This window comes from Stenotrophomonas sp. GL_111, assembly GCF_057835245.1.
Window position 1 is genome coordinate 3,702,965 of the sequence record NZ_CM174421.1, and the last position, 17,509, is coordinate 3,720,473.

The following is a 17,509-nucleotide window of genomic DNA, read 5'->3' on the forward strand; positions in this document are numbered from 1 at the left end:
TCAGTTCACCGGGGCCGGCGTATCCACCACCGGCACCGGTGCCGGGTCGGGCGCTGCGGCCGGCGGCGGTGCAGGCACCGGCTCCGGCGGCTTCGGCGTTGGCGTTGGCGTTGGCGTTGGCGTTGCCGCCGCCGCTGGCAGGTACTGCTGCAGGCGTTCGAAGAAGCGGCGATAGAAGCCGGCATCCTGCACGGTGCTGCTGGCCACCTTCACCAGCGAATCGTCATTGCTGCCGAACGGCAGCGACACCGAGCCGAGCGCACCCACACCGACGCTGGCCGAGGTCGGGCTCTTCTTCAGCGCATAGCGGTCCTGCACCGCGCTGACGAACACCAGCGCCTGCTCGCCGCGTGCCGCGCAGGAAATGCGCAGCACCAGCTGTTCGTGTTCATCGTCGCGCGGTTGGAAGTTCTTGTTGCCTTCCACCGCATCGGTGTCGGCACGGGCGATCGCATAGCCCTGGCTGAGCAGGGTGCGGCGTGCGGCTTCGCAGGCCTGGCCCGGGGCCCCGGGCACACTGCGCGAATAGGTGTCACCGGAATCGAACGACTCGCGGATCAGGGTGCTGTCGGCGGCACGGCCGCCACAGCCGGTAAGGACCGACACGGCCAGCAGGCCTGCCGGGATTGCGAGGTACGGCCGCATAGGCGCTCCTGCGAAAACAGACTCGACCCAGCATAGTCCTGCCCGCGTATGCGCCAGGTTTAAACGCGAAGGGCCGGCACAGTGGCCGGCCCTTCGTTGTTCTGGTGTTCACCCGGCACCGAGCCAAACAGGCCCGGCCTAACCCTTCAGTCGGCCCAACGGCCCACCGCGGTGGACTGCGGCAGCACCTGCGCCGACAGCGGGCGGTCGGTTTCCAGCAGGTTCACCGCATCGGCCAGGATCGAGGCCGACTCGCGCAGCAGCGGGTCCGGACGCTTCTCGGCGGCCTTCTCGCGTGCGGCATCCTTGACGATGTCGCGCTCGTTGCCGGTCAGTCCGTCATCGTTGCTGTCATCGGCCAACGGGTCCAGATCCAGCCCCAGTTCCTTGCGGATGGCCTGGCGGTCGGTGCGCTGCTTGTCCTGCTTCTCACGCTCGGTGCGGCGCTCGGCCTCGTTGAGCGAGATGTACTTCTTGGCCTTCTCGGCGCGGAACTGCTGCACGTCCTCGTTCCACCACTGGAATTCCTTGTCAGCGGCAATACGCGTTGCATGACGGGTTTCGAGCTTGGGCAGCAGCGGGCCGAAGTTGCCGTACTGGGTGTGCGGCACGGCCGCGATGCGGGTCCACGGCAGGGCATTGTCGTAGGTGCTTTCGCCGTACTCGCTGGCATCCACGCTGGCCGGGAAGGCCAGGTCGGGCACCACGCCCTTGTGCTGGGTGCTGCTGCCGCTGACGCGGAAGAACTGCGCGATGGTCAGTTTGACCTGGCCGAAGCGCTGGGCCTCACCGGACGGCCAGCGGTCCAGGTCGACGATGTTCTGCACGGTGCCCTTGCCGAAGGTGGTCTCACCGATCACCAGGCCACGGCCGTAGTCCTGGATGGCACCGGCGAAGATCTCCGACGCCGAGGCCGAGCCGCGGTTGATCAGCACTGCGAGCGGGCCGTCCCAGGCTACCGCTTCACTGCGGTCGCTGTTGACGGTGACGCGGCCGCCGGATTCGCGCACCTGCACCACCGGGCCCTGTTCGATGAACAGCCCGGTCAGCTCGATCGCCTCATCCAGCGAACCACCGCCGTTGTTGCGCAGGTCCAGCACCACGCCGTCCAGCTTGTCGGTCTTGAAACCGGCCAGCAGCTTGGCCACGTCGCGGGTCGCCGAGGCGTAGTCGGTGGCGTTGCGGCGGCGGCCTTCGAAGTCCTGGTAGAAGGTTGGCAGCTTGATCACGCCGACCTTGCGCGCCGGTTCCCCGTCCTTGGCCGGAATGGTCAGGGTCTCGCCCTTGGCGGCCTGTTCGGCCAGGCGCACCTTCTGCCGGGTCAGCACCAGCGTGTGGTGCTTGCCGTCCACGCCTTCCTCGGCCGGAATGAACTCCAGGCGCACCTGGGTGTCCTTCTTGCCACGGATCTTGGCCACCACGTCATCGATGCGCCAGCCGATCACGTCCTCGATCGGACCGGACTTGCCCTGGCCGACGCCGACGATGCGGTCACCCGGCTTGAGGGTGCCATTGACCGAGGCCGGACCACCGGCGATGACCTCACGGATCACCACCATGTCGTCCTGGCGCTGCAGCTGCGCGCCGATGCCTTCCAGCGACAGCGACATCGCCTGGTTGAAGTTCTCGGCGGTACGCGGGGTGAAGTAATCGGTATGCGGGTCCACCGCGCTGGTGTAGGCATTGAGGAAGAACTGGAACACGTCCTCGCCCTTCAACTCATTGACCGACTTTTCCAGCGTCGCGTAGCGCTTGTCCAGCGTCTTGCGGATCTCGGCCGGCGGCTTGCCGGCCAGCTTCAGCCGCAGCCAGTCGTTCTTGACCGACTTGCGCCACAGGTCATCCAGTTCGGCATTGCTGGCCGCCCACGGCACGTCCTTGCGGTCGTACTCGAACTTGTCGTCGGTGCTGAAATCGAAGTCCTGCTTGAGCAGCTTGCGCGCATAGCCGATGCGCTCCCCCACCCGCTGCTTGTACACCGCGAACACCTGGAACGCCGGCTCCAGCTCACCGCCGCGGATGGCCGTGGCGATATTGGCCTCGAACGGCGCAAACCGGGTGATGTCGGCCTGGGTGAAGAACTGCTTGCTGCCATCCAGGGTTTCCAGATAGCGCTTGAACACGTCCTTGGAGGTGGCCGCATCCAACGCGCGCGGCCGGTAGGCGTAGCGGCTGTCCGAGAGCAGTCCGTAGACGAGCTTGGAGGTGGTGACCTGGTCGGCGGTCGCCGCCGACGGCAATGCCGGCGAATCGGCATACGCGGCCAGTGCCAGCGGCGCGGTCAGCGCCAGGGCCATCAGAAATGCGGGGGCTTTGAATTTCATCGACTTGCTCATGGCACCTTGCCAAGGGGGAGACTGCGTGCGGATCAGACCACACGACAGTGCCGAAAGTTGCGGGGTTTGTCATCCACCCCGGCGCAACGCGTATTTCCAGCGTAAACGGGGCCCTGTAGCAAATTGTGAATGTGCAGCCACGAGGACACGCCACCGCCCGTTGATGGGGGGAGCGGTTCAGGGAATGGGGGATCGCCCGCGTTGGGGTTTGCCGGGTTGCCGGCCAGCGGCCGGCACTACCGCGGCGCGTCCGCAGGGGGCGCGCCGACCGGCGCCGGGCATGGGGAAGGAGGCGAAGCGCGGGTGCGCTTACGCCACCCCTGCGCCCTTGGCCTGGACGTCGGCGTGGTAGGACGAGCGCACCATCGGGCCCGAGGCGACGTGGCTGAAGCCCAGCTCGTAACCGTAGACCTCCAGCGCCTTGTAGTCCTCCGGCGTCCAGTAGCGCAGCACCGGATGGTGGTGCGGCGTCGGCTGCAGGTACTGGCCGATGGTGATCATGTCCACGTCGTGGGCACGCAGGTCGCGCATCGTCGCGCGCACCTGGTCCATCTCCTCGCCCAGGCCCAGCATGATCCCGGACTTGGTCGCGATCGACGGATGCTGCGCCTTGAAGTTCTTCAGCAGGGTCAGCGACCACTGGTAATCCGCACCCGGACGCACATTGCGGTACAGGTCCGGCACGGTCTCGATGTTGTGGTTGAACACATCCGGCGGATTCGTCGCCAGGATGTCCAGCGCGCGCTCCATGCGGCCCTTGCCACGGAAGTCCGGGGTCAGCACCTCGATCCGCGTGTTCGGCGACGTGGCCCGGATCGCACCGATGCAGTCGGCAAAGTGCTGGGCACCGCCGTCACGCAGGTCGTCGCGGTCCACGCTGGTCACCACCACGTACTTCAGGCCCATGTCGGCCACCGTCTGCGCCAGGCTGGCCGGCTCGTTGGCATCGGGCGGCTTGGGCCGGCCATGTGCCACGTCGCAGAACGAACAGCGCCGCGTGCAGACCTCGCCCAGGATCATGAAGGTGGCGGTGCCATGGCTGAAGCACTCATGGATGTTCGGGCAGCTGGCCTCTTCGCAGACCGTCACCAGACGGTTTTCGCGCAGCTTGGCCTTCAGCGTCTGCACCGCGTTGCCCGAGGGAATCCGGACCCGGATCCACGACGGCTTGCGCAGTACCGGCGCGTCGGCGAACTGCACCGGCGAGCGGCCGATCTTGTCACCGCCCAGCTGTTTGACGCCCGTCTGCAACGGCGCAACGGACGGCGTGTCGCCCTGCACGATCTGCAGGGGAATGAGGCGAGCGGTGGTTTCAGTCATGGCCTTGGTCGGCGGCGTTCAGGCCGCGTCTGTCAGATCGGGCAATTCGGAAGCAGGCTGGAGGTCCAGGCCGAACTGGCGGGCCAGATGGCCCAGCAGTACCGGCTTGACGGCCGCCATGCCGGACGGTCCCCCCAAGTCTACCACCGAGGTCACCTGCAGCCCTTGGTAGCCACAGGGGTTGATGCGGTGGAACGGCTCCAGGTCCATGGCCACATTGAAGGCCAGGCCATGGAACGTGCAGCCGCGGCGGACCCGGATGCCCAGCGCGGCCACCTTGGCCCCGCCCACATAGACACCCGGCGCGCCATCCAGGCGTTCAGCGCCGATATTCCATTCGTCCAGCGTGTCGATCAGGGCCTGCTCGATCCGGCACACGTAATCGCGCACCCCGATCCCGAGCCGGCGCAGCTGCAGCAGCGGGTAGATCACCAGCTGGCCGGGGCCGTGGTAGGTGACCTGGCCGCCGCGGTCCACGTGCAGCACCGGGATGTCGCCGGGGGCAAGCACGTGTTCGTCCTTGCCGGCCTGGCCCAGGGTGAACACCGGATCGTGCTCGACCACCCACAGCTCATCGGCGGTGGCGTCATCGCGCGCATCGGTGAAACGCTGCATGGCATGCCAGACCGGCGCATACGGCTGGCGACCGAGGTCGCGCACGATGGCCGGCCGGGCCGGGCGGGCGCCCGGGCTGGCCACGGTGTCGCAGGCGCCTACAGCGTCCACTTCACTTCCGGGTGGTCGCGCAGGGCAGCATGCGCGGCATCGTACTGCTCGCGGTTGTCAGCCTTGAACACCAGCCGCACCGACACATACTTGCCGTTGGACGAGTGTTTCCAGCTGACCTGCTCGGTCAGTACTTCGACGCCGGCCTGCTCAAGCAGGCGCGGCAATTCGCGTTCGAGTTCCTGGCCGGCTGCGCCCATGGCGCTGAGTTCAAACTGGCCGGGGAACTGGAAGCCGTGGTCGGGGTTGTCAGACGAGATCTCCATAGACGCGATTATGGGGACGGTCGCGGCCGAACCCAAGCGCTGCATGATCGTGCCCATACCTGCGCCAAACGCTACGTGAAAATCGGGCTTCACCAGCAAAACGCTCCAGTGCGTGCGCAGGCCTGTTCAGCGCATCACGCGCTGACTACCCTGCATCGGATTAAAACTGAGCAAACCCTGAGCGGGAATCCCATGCAGTTGAAGCCTTTCGCGTTGCCGGCCGCGCTCGCCGGTGTCCTGGCGCTTGCCGCCCCTGTGGTACACGCAGCCGCCCAATGCGGCCCCGATTCGATGCGCGACCATCCGCCGCAGGTGAATTTCCGGGTGGACAACGACCTGTTCGGCGGCAAGGACCAGGACCAGGGCTATACCAACGGGGCGCAGATCACCCTGGTGTCGCCAAACCTGGTCGATTACACCGACGACCCGTGCCTGCCCAGGCTGGCACGCTGGGTGAACCGGCGGCTGGAGCGGCTGCATCCGGGCGAGTTCGAGCAGCAGAACATGATCTTCAGCGTGGCGCAGGGGATCTTCACGCCCACGGATTTCACCCGGAAGGATCTGATCGAGGATGACCGGCCCTACGCGGGGGTGCTGATCGCGAGCTTCGGCTACAACGCGCGCCGTGGCGACCACCTGCAGACGACGCAGCTGGCGCTGGGCGTGGTGGGGCCGTGGGCGCAGGGCAAGCAGGTGCAGAATGCGGTGCACAGCGTGCTGGGCGATGAGAAATTCCAGGGCTGGGACAACCAGCTGCGCAACGAGCCGGTGTTCATGCTGACGCACGAGCGCATGCGCCGCTGGCCGGCCGATGCGAGCGTCAACGCCGGCGGTTGGGGCTGGGATGCGATCAGTCACTACGGCGGTGCGGTGGGCAATCTGGCCACGCACGCGAACGCAGGCGGTGAGGTGCGTTTCGGCTGGAAGCTGCCGGATGATTTCGGGAGCACGCCGTTGCGCCCGGCCGGTGAGAACACGGCGCCGACGCGCGGGGGTCGGCCGAGCGGCTGGTCCTGGCATCTGTTCGCCACGACGGACGCATCCTGGGTGATCCGCGATATCACGCTGGACGGCAATACATTCCGCAACAGCCACAGCGTGGACAAGCGCCACGTGGTCGGCCAGGCCGGCTACGGTCTGGCGGTGATGCGCGGCCGCTGGAAGTTCGCCGTGGCCCGCTACCACAGCACCCGCGAATTCGACGGCCAGCGCGAGGCGCCGGTCTTCGGCAGCTTCACCATCAGTCGGTCGCTTTGAGGCGCTGACGTCAAAAGCCAAATCAGCGCCTGATTGCTCCTGGCAGGAGGGGGACGGGTATGCCCAGGCCAGGACACGCCGTGAACCCATCCATGGGGGCTTGTTCACAACATCCATGTTGTGAACAGTCCCGGCCTGGGCATACCCGCCCCCCTCCATCGAAGTTCATGCGATGGCGGTGAGTAAGGGCAGCCGCACCTGCACACCTCAGCAATGCTTGAACTCACTGCACCAGCTTCGGCGCTTGCTTTGACTCGGCTTCGGCTTCGGCTTCGGCTTTGACTTGGCTCGACTTCGGCTTCGGCTTCGGCATTTGCCAAGGCACGCGAGAATCCGTAGAGAGGGTGTCGGGTAGCCAGGGGCAAGACCGTCGACGGCATGGATGCCGTCGCCGAGCCCCCATGGATGGGTTCACGGCGTGTCTTGCCCCTGGCTACCCGATACCCTCGCCCACGCACGCAATCGAGCAATAGCGCTTTTGCTCTTGAAGTTGAAGTTGAAGCAATTCCCAACGAAAAAGCCGGCGTGCGCCGGCTTTTTCTTTGATCCAGATCGAAGCGGAATTATTCCGATTCCCACCACATCCAGAAGCTGTCCCACAGGCGCTTGAAGAAGCCGGCCTCTTCAACTGCAGCCACCGCCACCAGCGGGGCCTGGGCTACCACCTTGCCATCCAGCATCACCTTCAGCGTACCCACCGACTGGCCGGCCGTGAACGGCGCTTCCAGCGTCTTGGGTACATCGATGCTCGGCTTCAGATCGTTGTAACGGCCGCGCGGCACGCTTACCAGCAGCGGCTGGGCCACGCCCAACTGCAGGTTGTCCGCCTTGCCCTTCCACACCTTGTGCTCGGCCACCACCTTGCCCGGCTCGTACATCCGGTGGGTTTCAAAGAAGCGGAAGCCCCAGTTCAACAGCGCCATGCTGTCATCGGCGCGCTGCTTTTCCGAACTGCCGCCCAGCACCACCGCGATCAGACGCTGGTCGCCGCGCTGTGCCGAACTCATCAGGCAGTAGCCGGCCTCAGACGTGTGACCGGTCTTGATCCCGTCCACGCTCTGGTCGCGCCACAGCAGCTGGTTGCGGTTGGGCTGCTTGATGTTGCCCACGGTGAACTCTTTCACCTTGTTGTAGGCGTAGGTTTCCGGGTAATCGCGCACCATCGCACGGCCCAGCAGCGCCAGATCGTATGCCGTGGTGTGGTGGCCCGGCGCGCTCAGACCGTGCGCGTTGACGAAGTGCGAATCCTTCATGCCGATCTTGGCCGCGTAGCTGTTCATCAGCGCCGCGAACGCTTCTTCGCTGCCGGCCACGTGCTCGGCCAGTGCGATCGCGGCATCGTTGCCGGACTGGATCGCCATGCCCTTTTCCATGTCTTCCAGACGTGCCGTCTGGTTGACCGGGAAGCCGCTGTAGCTGCCGTCGGTGCCGGCGCCGCCTTCGCGCCAGGCGCGTTCGCTCATCATCACCTGGTCGTCCGGGCGTACCTTGCCGTTCTTGACCTCGGCGGCCACGACATAGGACGTCATCACCTTGGTGATGCTGGCCGGGGCCAGGGTCTGGTTGATGTTTTCACCTGCCAGCACCTGGCCGGTGGCGTAGTCCATCAGGATCCAGGCTTTGGAAACGCTCGGCTTGGGCGCCGGCGGGGTGGCAACAGTGGCCGGGGCGGCGGCAGGAGCAGGTGCCGGCGCCGGGGTCGGCGTGGGGGTCTGGGCGGAGACCATGCCCACGAACAGGGTCGTGGCCATGGCAGCAGCGGCAAAGCGGAATTTCATCGGACAGCAAGCTCCTGGAGGGCGCCAAGGGGGGAAAGAGGGAGAGAGCCATTGTAGGCCCATGCGACGGCGGCACGCGTGGGCGGCCGCCGGGCGGGCGTGAAGGTCATTCCTTCACGATCTGCGGCGAGCCAAATCCCAGACCCACGATACGGCCGGCAAGTTCCGACGCGCTGGCATGGTCGGCGGCCGGTACACGCAGGCGCCACAGGGTGCGCCCGCCACTGACGATATCGCTGATGCTGGCCCCCACGATGCCGGCCGACGACAGCTGGCCCAGCGCGCGGGTGGCATTGTCGCGGCTGGCGAAGCTGGCCACCTGCAGCAGCACATTGCCCACCTGCTGCGGCAGGCTGGGGGTGGCCGCCGGTGTGGTGCTGGGCGTCGGGGCCGGCCGCGGCGCGGGACGCGGCGCAACGGCCACGGCGGTCGCTGCCGGCAGCGCGCTGACCGTCACCGGGGCATCGTTGAGGTTGGCGGCCTGGGTGGCGGCCGGCGCGGGCGGCAGCTTGCCGACCAGCCGGTCCATGTCGCTGGCACCGCGGGGTGCGGCGGTGGTGGCCACGCTGGTGGCGGCTGCGGCGCGGCGCTCGCGGCGCGACGGCTTGTTGGCCAGCAGGTTGTCCTCGCCGGGCACCAGCGCGCGCACTTCCACATTGCCGGTGCCGCGCTGGGTGATGCCCAGCCGCACGGCCGCGGCGTAGCTCAGATCGATCACGCGACCATCGTGGAACGGGCCACGATCGTTGACCCGCACGATCACCGACTCGCCGTTGTCCAGGTTGGTCACCCGCGCGAAGCTCGGCAGCGGCAGGGTCTTGTGCGCGGCGGTGAAGGCGTACATGTCATACACCTCGCGGTTGGAGGTCAGCCGGCCATGGAACTTGGCGCCGTAGTAGGACGCAGTGCCCTTCTCGGCGTAGCCCTTGACCTGGTCCATCACCGCGTACTGCTTGCCCAGCACCACGTAGGGCGACTTGTTGCCGACCGCCGACCGCGGCAGGTCCACCACGTCCGGCTCGGGGATGCAGTCCACGTTGGGCACGTAGCTGGGCGTGCTGTCGTTGACCCCGGGCTTGTACAGGCCACCGGCGCGGTAGTTGCCACGGGTGGACAGGTCTTCGCTGGCGGCCGCATACGGCGAGCCCTCCGGGCAATGCCCGGGGCGGCCGCCCTTGCCCTGCACCAGGGTGCCGCCCGGCTTGCCGCCGTGCGAACCACTGGTACCCGCTTTGTTCGGCGCACTGCTGCAGGCGGCCAGCGCCAGGACCAGCAGACCGATGATCAGCCCTCTGCAGCGTGCGGGTGCGTTCATGCCGGCGGCAGCTCCTGTCCGGCGATGGCCTGGGACAACTGGTATACGGCCATCGCGTACATCTTCGAGAGGTTGTAACGGGTGATCGCGTAGTAATTCTGGAAGCCCAGCCAGTACTGTTTGCCGTTGCTGGCTTCCAGCGTGATCGGCGTGGCGGTCAGGCCTGCCGGCACGGGCGCGCTGGGCTGATAGCCGCGCGTGGCCAGCTCGGACAGGCTCCAGCTCGGGGTCCAGTCAGTCGGGTCGAACGGTGCACGGCCTGCGGCCAGCGTGGCCGGTACGGCAACCGGACCACCGCGCACCCAACCGCCCTTCTTGACGAAGTAATTGGCGATCGAGGAGAACACGTCGTCGTAGCTGTTGAACAGGTCGCGGCGACCATCGCCGTTGCCATCCACCGCGTAGTCCAGATAGCTGGACGGCATGAACTGGCCCATGCCCATCGCGCCGGCATAGCTGCCCTTGATCGCGGTGATGTCCAGCTTCTCATCGCGGGTCAGCGCGAACAGGCGCGCCAGTTCGTCGCGGAAGTAGAGCTCGCGGCGGACTTCGCGTTCCAGCTTGGCCGGGTCGCCACTGCGCGGGTATTTGAAGGCCAGCGTGTACAGCGCATCCAGCACACGGTAGCTGCCGGTGTTGCCGCCATAACTGGTTTCCACGCCGATGATCGCCACGATCACTTCGGCCGGCACACCGGTGCGTGCCTGCACGCGCATCAGTTCATCGCGGTGCTGGGCAAGGAATTTACGGCCACCGTCGATCCGCGCCTGGCTGATGAACATCGGCCGGTACTCGTTCCACGGTTTGACCCGCTCGGCCGGACGCGACATTGCCGCGATGATCGGATCACGCACCTGCGCCTGGGCCAGGGTGGCCTCGATCTGCGCGGCGGGGATGCCATAGCGGGCGGCGGTATCGCGTACGAAGTTGGCACGTGCCACCTCGAACGGAACCGGGGTCAGGTCGACCGGTGCGGCGGTGACGGCAGCGGCTTCCGGCGCGGCTTCGGCCGGGCCCTTGTGGGCCGGTGCCGGTTTGTTCGGCGCGCCCGAGGCCTGCGGCGACGGTGAAGGGGATGGCGGCTGGGTCGCGCAAGCGACCAAACCGAGCGTGAGCATGCAGGCCAGAGTGCGTCGAATCATCGCGGCAGGTTAGCAGGTCATGGATGAATTAAAACCCCTAACACCATGAATCACAACGGATTGCCGTCAATCCGCAGCAATCATTAACACCGCGTGCATATCGACACCCATCGCACTCCCCATTCAGTTGCAGAACCCCTGCCGCTGTCTGGAGCAACAGCCCCTTCTTGTTGAAGGGGCGCGCCGACAGGCGCGGGCTAAGGTGGAATGCGTGGATCTTCTGCGCCACAGGTGCTGAAATTGGAATGCGTGGGCAACCGGCAACCTTATGCACCGAAGGTACATAAGGTTGGCCGGTTGCGTCCCCATCCCCATGGACGCAACCGGCAAACCGACCAGGTCGGTACTGGCGCGGCGCGCAACTCCCCAGCGCGCGCCTCGCCCCGTGTACCCGTCAGGTCAACTACTCCCCGCCAAGCTCCCCAGATGCATCGCTTGGCTCGACACACCTCTGCTGGCGGGCCGCCATTGTGCAGGGCGTTTACGACAAGTCCATTGATCAGGATCAAGTCGCTTCATATCTGTGCGCCACTTCTCACTTTTTGGTCATTTTGTTGACGACACCTCCACCAAACTGGATGGGAGATGACGCAATCGACCGTTATCGACCGTGAATTGGATGACGTCCACGGACGGCCATCACTAATCCGAACCCGGCCAATAGACTCACCGCCGAGGTGCCGCCATAGCTGATCAACGGCATCGGCACGCCCACTACCGGCAACAGACCGGAGATCATCCCGCCATTGACCAGTACATAGACGAAGAACACCAGGCCGGTGGTGCCGGCCAGCAACCGCGAGTAACTGCAGCGCGACTGCGCGGCGATCCACAGGCAGCGCCCGATCACGAACAGGAACAGGGCCAGCACCGTAACCACGCCGACCCAACCGAACTCCTCGGCCAATACCGAGAAGGCGAAGTCGGTGGTGTATTCGGGCAGGAAATCCAGCGTGGCCTGGGTGCCCTGCCCCCAGCCTTTGCCATGCATGCCACCGGACCCGATCGCGATGCGCGACTGGATGATGTTCCAGCCGGTGCCGAGCGGATCGTTCTCCGGATACAGGAAGGTCAGCACGCGGTCCTTCTGGTATTGCCGCAGCAGCCCGAACCAGGCCAGGGGCGCGGCCAGCGAAATCCCGCCCAGCGCCAACGCCACCCAGCCCCAGTGCAGGCCGGCGAGCAGCAGCGCGAACATGCCGCTGGCGGTGACCAGGGTGGCGGTGCCCAGGTTGGGCTGCATCAGGATCAGCACCGCCGGCACCCCGATCAACAGCGCTGCCATCAGCACCACGCGCGGCCGCGGCGGCAGCGATTGCCGCTGCAGGTACCAGGCCATCATCATCGGCAGGCTCAGCTTGAGCAGCTCGGAAGGCTGCAGGTAGAACACGCCCAGGTTCAACCAGCGCTGCCCGTATTTGCCGGTGCCGATCACATACACCGCCAGCAGCGGCAGCAGCGACACCGCGTAGATCCAGGGCGACCAGGCGCGCAGCTGCAGCACCGGCAATCGCGACAGTCCCCACATCGCGCCGAGCCCGGCGGCATAGCGCACGGCCTGCGCCTGCACCGGCCCGTCTACGCTGTGCAGCACTGCCAGGCTGGCCAGCATCAACAGCGACAACGCCACCAGCAGCGGCAGGTCCAGCGTGCGCAGGAAGAAGTGGAAGACGGCGCGTGCGCGCTGCAGTAGATCGACCATGCGGACGACTCCTGTGGATTACGCGACGCACAGCAGACGGCGACACGACGGGCGGAAGGCAAGCGCAGGACCGTAGCACGCACCACCGCCGCGGACCTGAGCCTACCCCTACCGGGCGGGTATCGACGGTGCGCCGATACGCCGCTTTTTCTCAGCCGTAGCCACCATGCACGGGTTGATGCGTGCGCGCGGCCATCACCAGGCCGAACCCGGCCAGCAGGGACACCGCCGAGGTGCCGCCGTAACTGATCAGCGGCATCGGCACGCCCACCACCGGCAGCAGGCCGGAGATCATCCCGCCGTTGACCAGCACGTAGACGAAGAACGCCAGGCCGGTGGCGCCGGCCAGCAGGCGCGAATAGGAGTCACGCGACTGCGAGGCGATCCACAGGCAACGTCCGATCACCACCAGGTACAACGCCAGCACCACGGCCACGCCGATCCAGCCGAATTCCTCGCTGAGCACCGAGAACGCAAAGTCGGTGGTCTGCTCGGGAATGAAGTTCAGATGCGACTGCGAGCCCTGACCCCAGCCCTTGCCATCGAACCCGCCCGAGCCGATCGCGATCTTGGACTGGATGATGTTCCAGCCCGCGCCGAGCGCGTCCATTTCCGGGTCCAGGAACATCATGATGCGGTCCTTCTGGTACGGCCGCAGCAACCAGATCCAGGCCACCGGTGCGGCCGCGGCCACGCCGCCCACCGCCACGCCCACCCACCACCACGGCAGGCCGGCCAGCAGCAGCACGAACGCGCCGCTGGCGGCAATCAGCACACCGGTGCCGAAGTCCGGTTGCAGCATCACCAGGCCGGTCGGCACGCCGATGATCACCGCGCTGACCATCACCGTGGAGAAGCGCGGCGGCAGCGGCATGCGGTGCAGGTACCAGGCCACCATCATCGGCAGGCTGACCTTGAGCAGCTCGGCCGGCTGCAGGTAGAACAGTTTCAGATCCAGCCACTGCCGGCCGTACTTGCCGGTGCCGAGCACGAACACGGCCAGCAGCGGAATCATCGAGATCGCATAGATCAGCGGCGTGGCCGAGCGGATGCGCAGGATCGACAGCCGCGAAATGCACCACATCGCGGCCAGGCCCACCGCGAAACGCGCGCCCTGGGCGAACACCAGGCCGTCGCCGCCGGCACTCTTGAGCACCGCCAGGCCGATCAGCATCAGCGCGCCCAGTGCCAGGCACAGCACCCAGTCCAGGGTGCTGCAGAAGCGCACGACCATGTCGGTCGCCCAGCGCAGGAAGTCCTTCATCGGGTGCGCTCCGGGGCGGTCGGCGGGGCGGTCGCGTGGGGGACCGGCGCACCGGGCACGGGGGCCGGCGCGGGTACCGGAGCCGGCACGCCGACCATCACCGGCAGCAATTCCAGCGCCGCCGCGGCGGCGTCACCGGCGGCACGCGCGCCCTGGTCGCCGCCGTCGAAACCGGTGATGCCGATCGCGGTGGTGCCGCGCTCGCTGTCCAGCGGTTCCAGCCCATCGGGCATCTTGCCCAGCAGCCAGGCATCGAACAGCTTGCGCGCGATCGGCGCCGCCGCCGAGCCGCCGTAGCCACCGCCTTCGACCGCGATCGCCAGTGCGATCACCGGGTTCTCGGCCGGCGCGAAACCGACGAACAGCGAGCGGTGGCGCAGGTGCATCGGCAGGCTCTTGGGGTTCACCGCAGCGGTACCGCGGCGGCTGATCACCTGCGCGGTGCCGGTCTTGCCGGCAATCGTGTACGGCGCGCCGGCGGCGGCGCGTGCACCGCTGCCACCGGGCCGCATGGTGCCCATCATGCCCTCGCGCACCGCCTGCAGATTGCCCGGGTTGGGGCTGATCGGCTTGCTCGGACCAGGCGCCACCGCGGTCCAGTCGGCATCGAAACCGGCGCGCTCCTGCATCACCAGGTGCGGGGTGCGCAGCTGGCCATCGCCGATGCCGCCCACGCCATGCACCAGCTGCAGCGGGGTGACCTTCCAGTCGCCCTGGCCGATGCTGACGTTGACGGTGTCGCCGGGATACCAGCGTTCCTTGCGCGATTTGTACTTGTGCTGCGGTGAGGGCAGGATGCCGCCGATCTCGCCGGTCAAGTCGATGCCGGTGGGGGCGCCGAAGCCGTAGCCGCCCATGTACTGGTCAAAGCGCTCGATGCCCATGTCCAGCGCCAGCTTGTAGTAGTACGTGTTGACCGACTGGGTGATCGACTTGCGCAGGTCGGTCCAGCCGTGGCCGCCACGGTTGGCATCGCCCCAGCCACGCGAGGTGCCCGGCAGGTAGAACATGCCGGTGGAGAGGATCTTGTCCTCGGGCTTGCGGGTACCGCTGTCCAGCCCGGCCAGGCCGATCAGCGGCTTGATCGTCGAGCCCGGGGCCACGCCGCCCAGCACCAGCCGGTTGAACTGTGGCCGCGAGGGGTTGTCGTTGAGCGCCTTGAAGTCGGCGTGCGAGATACCGTTGACGAACAGGTTGGGGTCGTAGGACGGCAGGCTGACCATGGCCAGCACCTCGCCGGTACGCGGGTCCATCGCCACCGCCGCGCCCTCGAACTCGCCGAACGCGGCGACCATGGCGCGCTGCAGGTCCGCATCGATGGACAGGCGCAGATCGCTGCCGGACTGCGCGGCCACCCGGCCGATGGTGCGGATCGCGCGGCCCTGCACGTTGGTCTCGACCTGCTCGTAACCGACCTTGCCGCGCAGCTGCTGCTCGTAATAGCGCTCCAACCCGGACTTGCCGATATGGGTCAGCGCGGCATTGCCTTCGCCGAGCATCTCCAGGTCCTTGTCATCCACCCGGCCGACGTAGCCGATGATGTGCGCGAACAGATCGCCATACGGGTAGCGGCGGGTCAGATACGGCTCCAGCTCCACGCCCGGATAGCGCCAGCGGTCGACCGCGAAACGCGCCATCTCTTCATCGCTGACGCGCAGCTTCAGGGTCACCGGCAGGAAGTTGCGGCGGGCCTTGCGCGACTTGTTGAAGGTCTCGATGTCTTCCGGGCTCAGGTCCAGGATCTTCGCCAGCCCGGCCAGGGTAGCGTCCATGTCCTTGACCTTGTCCGGGGTGATGTCCAGCCGGAACGCAGGCACGTTCTCGGCCAGCAGGCGCCCGTTGCGGTCGTAGATCATGCCGCGCCCGGGCACGACCGGGCGCGGTTTGATCCGGTTGGCTTCCGAGCGGGTGGCGTAGACGTCGTGGTCGAGCACCTGCAGCTTGAAGTACCAGCCGCCCAGGCCGATCAGGCAGACCAGCACGCCCAGGAAGCCGAGCGCGGCACGGCGCCGGAACTGCTCGGCTTCGGCGTGTGGATTCTTGGCCGGGCGGCGCATGTGCATGTCAGCGACCGCGACGCCCGAAGCGGACCGCGTCGAGCAGCACGAACACCAGCGGCCACAGCCCCATGCCCAGCAGCGGTGCCCACCAGTACGACCACGGCAGGGTCGGTTCGCCCACCACGATGTGCACCACGGCGCTGACGATGCGGTCGTTGAACAACAGTCCGCCGATCGCCAGCATCTGCTGGGACATCGGGAAGAAGCGGATGCGCGCACGGAAGCGCTGCAGGATGAAGGTCAGCATGACCAGCCGCAGCGACTGCTCGCCGAGCACGCCGCCGTACAGCAGGTCGGCGACCAGGCCGCTGCAGAAGGCGATGCCCAGCCCGACCCGGTCCGGCGCTTCGATCACCCAGTAGGCCAGCACCAGCGCCAGCCAGTACGGGCGCAGCGGCTGCAGCAGCAGCGGCAACGGCAGCAGGCCGAGCAGCAAGGCCAGCACCACGCTGACCGGCAGCACCCACGGTTTGTCACGCAGGCGGCTCATCGTTGTTCCTCCGGAGGCACCGCGCCGGTTTCAGGGGCGGCGACGGCCGGCACCGCCGCGGCGGTCGGGGATGGCTGGGGTTGCCGGCCAGCGGCCGGTACTACCGTCGGTGCCGGTGGGGATGGCTGGGGTTGCCGGCCAGCGGCCGGCACTACCGGGATCTCGGTTGGGGTCGCGGGGCCGCCGGCCTCGTCCTGCAGGCGCAGGTTCGGCGGGATCCGGATCGCCGCGCCCGGCTTCAGCAGGAGTACGTCGCGGCCGCGGTCGAGCTGCGCGGCCGGCTTCAACTCGCCGACCAGGAAGGCATGGGTGTCATCGGGGCGCAGCGCGGTGATCTTGCCAACCGGGAAACCGGCCGGGAAACGCCCGCCCAGGCCCGAGGTGACGATCTCATCGCCCACTTCCACCCCCGCGCTGAGCGGAATGTCGCGCAGCTCCAGGGTGTCGCCGCGGCCATACACGATCAGCCGCACGCCGTTGCGCGCCACGGTGACCGGCACCGCGTGGTCCGGATCGGTCAGCAGCAGCACGGTGGCATTGCTGCCGGTGGTGGCGATCACCTGGCCCATCAGGCCGCCGGCATCGATCACCGCCTGGCCCATGTGCACCCCGTCGCGGCTGCCCGCGGCCAGCACCAGACGCTGCCGGATCGGGTCCAGATCGATATCCAGGATCGGGGCCAGCTGCACGTCCAGGCCACTGCGTTCGGCCACGTTGAGCAGCTCGCGCAGCTGGGCGTTGTCCAGTGCGGCGGTCTGCAGGCGGGTCAGGCGCGCGTTGGCGATCAGCAGCTGGTTGCGCAGCTGGCGGTTCTCATCGACCAGCTGGCCGTGGCTGGCCGCGTTGTCCTTGACCTGGCTGCCGAGCTTGCCCGGCAACCCCGCCAGGGCCCACACCGGCTGCACCAGCACGTTGGCCTGCGCGCGCAGGCGCGACAGCCAGCCGGCCTGGTCGTCGAGCACGATCAGGGTGATGGCCAGGGCCAGGTAGGCGAGCAGCCGCAGTGGGCTGGCAGCGTCACCCTGGCGGGAGGCTACGGGAGGACCGGCGTAAGGCGGCACGACAGGCTTCGACTGAAAGGGGTGGGACGGAAAGCGGCACGGATGGCGCCTTCGGCGGGCAACCGCGCAGCGGGGATGCGACAACGCCCCGGCGATGCGATGTGGCGCGTGCAGGGCACGCTGTCCTCATCACGCCGCAGGGGCGCG

General features: G+C 67.3%; 14 protein-coding genes. 1 reads left to right on the top strand and 13 read right to left on the bottom strand.

Annotation, left to right across the window (positions count from 1 at the left end):
• The 5 genes from AC3IPM_RS16445 to AC3IPM_RS16465 all read right to left on the bottom strand — a co-directional run bounded on the left by AC3IPM_RS16445 (window position 1) and on the right by AC3IPM_RS16465 (window position 5,293).
• Window positions 1-645, bottom strand: coding sequence for a DUF2242 domain-containing protein (locus AC3IPM_RS16445; RefSeq protein ID WP_489301262.1), 645 nt, complete (start codon window positions 643-645; stop codon window positions 1-3).
• Between the two features lie 146 nt (window positions 646-791).
• On the bottom strand, window positions 792-2,969 hold the full coding sequence (locus AC3IPM_RS16450; protein ID WP_489301264.1) for a carboxy terminal-processing peptidase: 2,178 nt from the start codon (window positions 2,967-2,969) through the stop codon (window positions 792-794).
• A 321-nt stretch (window positions 2,970-3,290) separates the two neighbouring features.
• Complete coding sequence (lipA, locus tag AC3IPM_RS16455; protein WP_489301266.1) at window positions 3,291-4,301, bottom strand: lipoyl synthase; 1,011 nt, start codon at window positions 4,299-4,301, stop codon at window positions 3,291-3,293.
• Between the two features lie 18 nt (window positions 4,302-4,319).
• Window positions 4,320-5,027, bottom strand: coding sequence for a lipoyl(octanoyl) transferase LipB (gene lipB / locus AC3IPM_RS16460; protein WP_489301268.1), 708 nt, complete (start codon window positions 5,025-5,027; stop codon window positions 4,320-4,322).
• Window positions 5,015-5,293 carry a DUF493 family protein gene (locus tag AC3IPM_RS16465; RefSeq protein WP_489301270.1) on the bottom strand — a complete coding sequence of 93 codons (279 nt, stop codon included), beginning with the start codon at window positions 5,291-5,293 and terminating at the stop codon, window positions 5,015-5,017. The genes lipB and AC3IPM_RS16465 overlap by 13 nt, the downstream gene beginning before the upstream one ends.
• 192 nt (window positions 5,294-5,485) lie before the next feature.
• On the opposite strand from AC3IPM_RS16465, the gene AC3IPM_RS16470 reads away from it, so the two are divergent.
• Window positions 5,486-6,550, top strand: coding sequence for a lipid A deacylase LpxR family protein (locus AC3IPM_RS16470; RefSeq protein ID WP_489301271.1), 1,065 nt, complete (start codon window positions 5,486-5,488; stop codon window positions 6,548-6,550).
• 563 nt (window positions 6,551-7,113) lie between these two features.
• Here the strand turns inward: AC3IPM_RS16470 and AC3IPM_RS16475 are convergent.
• The 8 genes from AC3IPM_RS16475 to mreC form a co-directional block, all read right to left on the bottom strand.
• Window positions 7,114-8,328, bottom strand: a complete 1,215-nt coding sequence (locus AC3IPM_RS16475; RefSeq protein ID WP_489301273.1) for a D-alanyl-D-alanine carboxypeptidase family protein — start codon at window positions 8,326-8,328, stop codon at window positions 7,114-7,116.
• Window positions 8,329-8,434: 106 nt separating this feature from the next.
• Window positions 8,435-9,643: a septal ring lytic transglycosylase RlpA family protein gene (locus AC3IPM_RS16480; RefSeq protein ID WP_489301275.1), complete on the bottom strand. Its 1,209-nt coding sequence runs from the start codon at window positions 9,641-9,643 to the stop codon at window positions 8,435-8,437.
• Entirely contained in the window at window positions 9,640-10,785 is a 1,146-nt protein-coding gene (gene mltB, locus AC3IPM_RS16485) for a lytic murein transglycosylase B (protein ID WP_489301277.1), read from the bottom strand. The genes AC3IPM_RS16480 and mltB overlap by 4 nt, the downstream gene beginning before the upstream one ends.
• A 601-nt stretch (window positions 10,786-11,386) precedes the next feature.
• Window positions 11,387-12,487, bottom strand: coding sequence for a rod shape-determining protein RodA (gene rodA, locus AC3IPM_RS16490; protein WP_489301279.1), 1,101 nt, complete (start codon window positions 12,485-12,487; stop codon window positions 11,387-11,389).
• A gap of 151 nt (window positions 12,488-12,638) precedes the next feature.
• Entirely contained in the window at window positions 12,639-13,751 is a 1,113-nt protein-coding gene (rodA, locus tag AC3IPM_RS16495; RefSeq protein WP_489301281.1) for a rod shape-determining protein RodA, read from the bottom strand.
• A complete protein-coding gene (gene mrdA, locus AC3IPM_RS16500) occupies window positions 13,748-15,814 on the bottom strand; it encodes a penicillin-binding protein 2 (RefSeq protein WP_489301283.1) in 2,067 nt (688 codons plus the stop codon). Before mrdA ends, rodA (AC3IPM_RS16495) begins: the two co-directional genes overlap by 4 nt.
• A gap of 1 nt (window position 15,815) precedes the next feature.
• Window positions 15,816-16,301, bottom strand: a complete 486-nt coding sequence (gene mreD / locus AC3IPM_RS16505; RefSeq protein ID WP_489301285.1) for a rod shape-determining protein MreD — start codon at window positions 16,299-16,301, stop codon at window positions 15,816-15,818.
• Complete coding sequence (gene mreC, locus AC3IPM_RS16510; protein ID WP_489301287.1) at window positions 16,298-17,362, bottom strand: rod shape-determining protein MreC; 1,065 nt, start codon at window positions 17,360-17,362, stop codon at window positions 16,298-16,300. The genes mreD and mreC overlap by 4 nt, the downstream gene beginning before the upstream one ends.
• Window positions 17,363-17,509: the final 147 nt, after the last annotated feature.

Coding starts and splice junctions, on each gene's coding strand:
- AC3IPM_RS16445 (WP_489301262.1), bottom strand. CDS start 645: ATGCGGCCGTACCTCGCAATCCCGGCAGGCCTGCTGGCCGTGTCGGTC.
- AC3IPM_RS16450 (WP_489301264.1), bottom strand. CDS start 2,969: ATGAAATTCAAAGCCCCCGCATTTCTGATGGCCCTGGCGCTGACCGCG.
- lipA (WP_489301266.1), bottom strand. CDS start 4,301: ATGACTGAAACCACCGCTCGCCTCATTCCCCTGCAGATCGTGCAGGGC.
- AC3IPM_RS16465 (WP_489301270.1), bottom strand. CDS start 5,293: ATGGAGATCTCGTCTGACAACCCCGACCACGGCTTCCAGTTCCCCGGC.
- AC3IPM_RS16470 (WP_489301271.1), top strand. CDS start 5,486: ATGCAGTTGAAGCCTTTCGCGTTGCCGGCCGCGCTCGCCGGTGTCCTG.
- AC3IPM_RS16475 (WP_489301273.1), bottom strand. CDS start 8,328: ATGAAATTCCGCTTTGCCGCTGCTGCCATGGCCACGACCCTGTTCGTG.
- AC3IPM_RS16480 (WP_489301275.1), bottom strand. CDS start 9,643: ATGAACGCACCCGCACGCTGCAGAGGGCTGATCATCGGTCTGCTGGTC.
- mltB (WP_489301277.1), bottom strand. CDS start 10,785: ATGATTCGACGCACTCTGGCCTGCATGCTCACGCTCGGTTTGGTCGCT.
- rodA (WP_489301279.1), bottom strand. CDS start 12,487: ATGGTCGATCTACTGCAGCGCGCACGCGCCGTCTTCCACTTCTTCCTG.
- rodA (WP_489301281.1), bottom strand. CDS start 13,751: ATGAAGGACTTCCTGCGCTGGGCGACCGACATGGTCGTGCGCTTCTGC.
- mrdA (WP_489301283.1), bottom strand. CDS start 15,814: ATGCACATGCGCCGCCCGGCCAAGAATCCACACGCCGAAGCCGAGCAG.
- mreD (WP_489301285.1), bottom strand. CDS start 16,301: ATGAGCCGCCTGCGTGACAAACCGTGGGTGCTGCCGGTCAGCGTGGTG.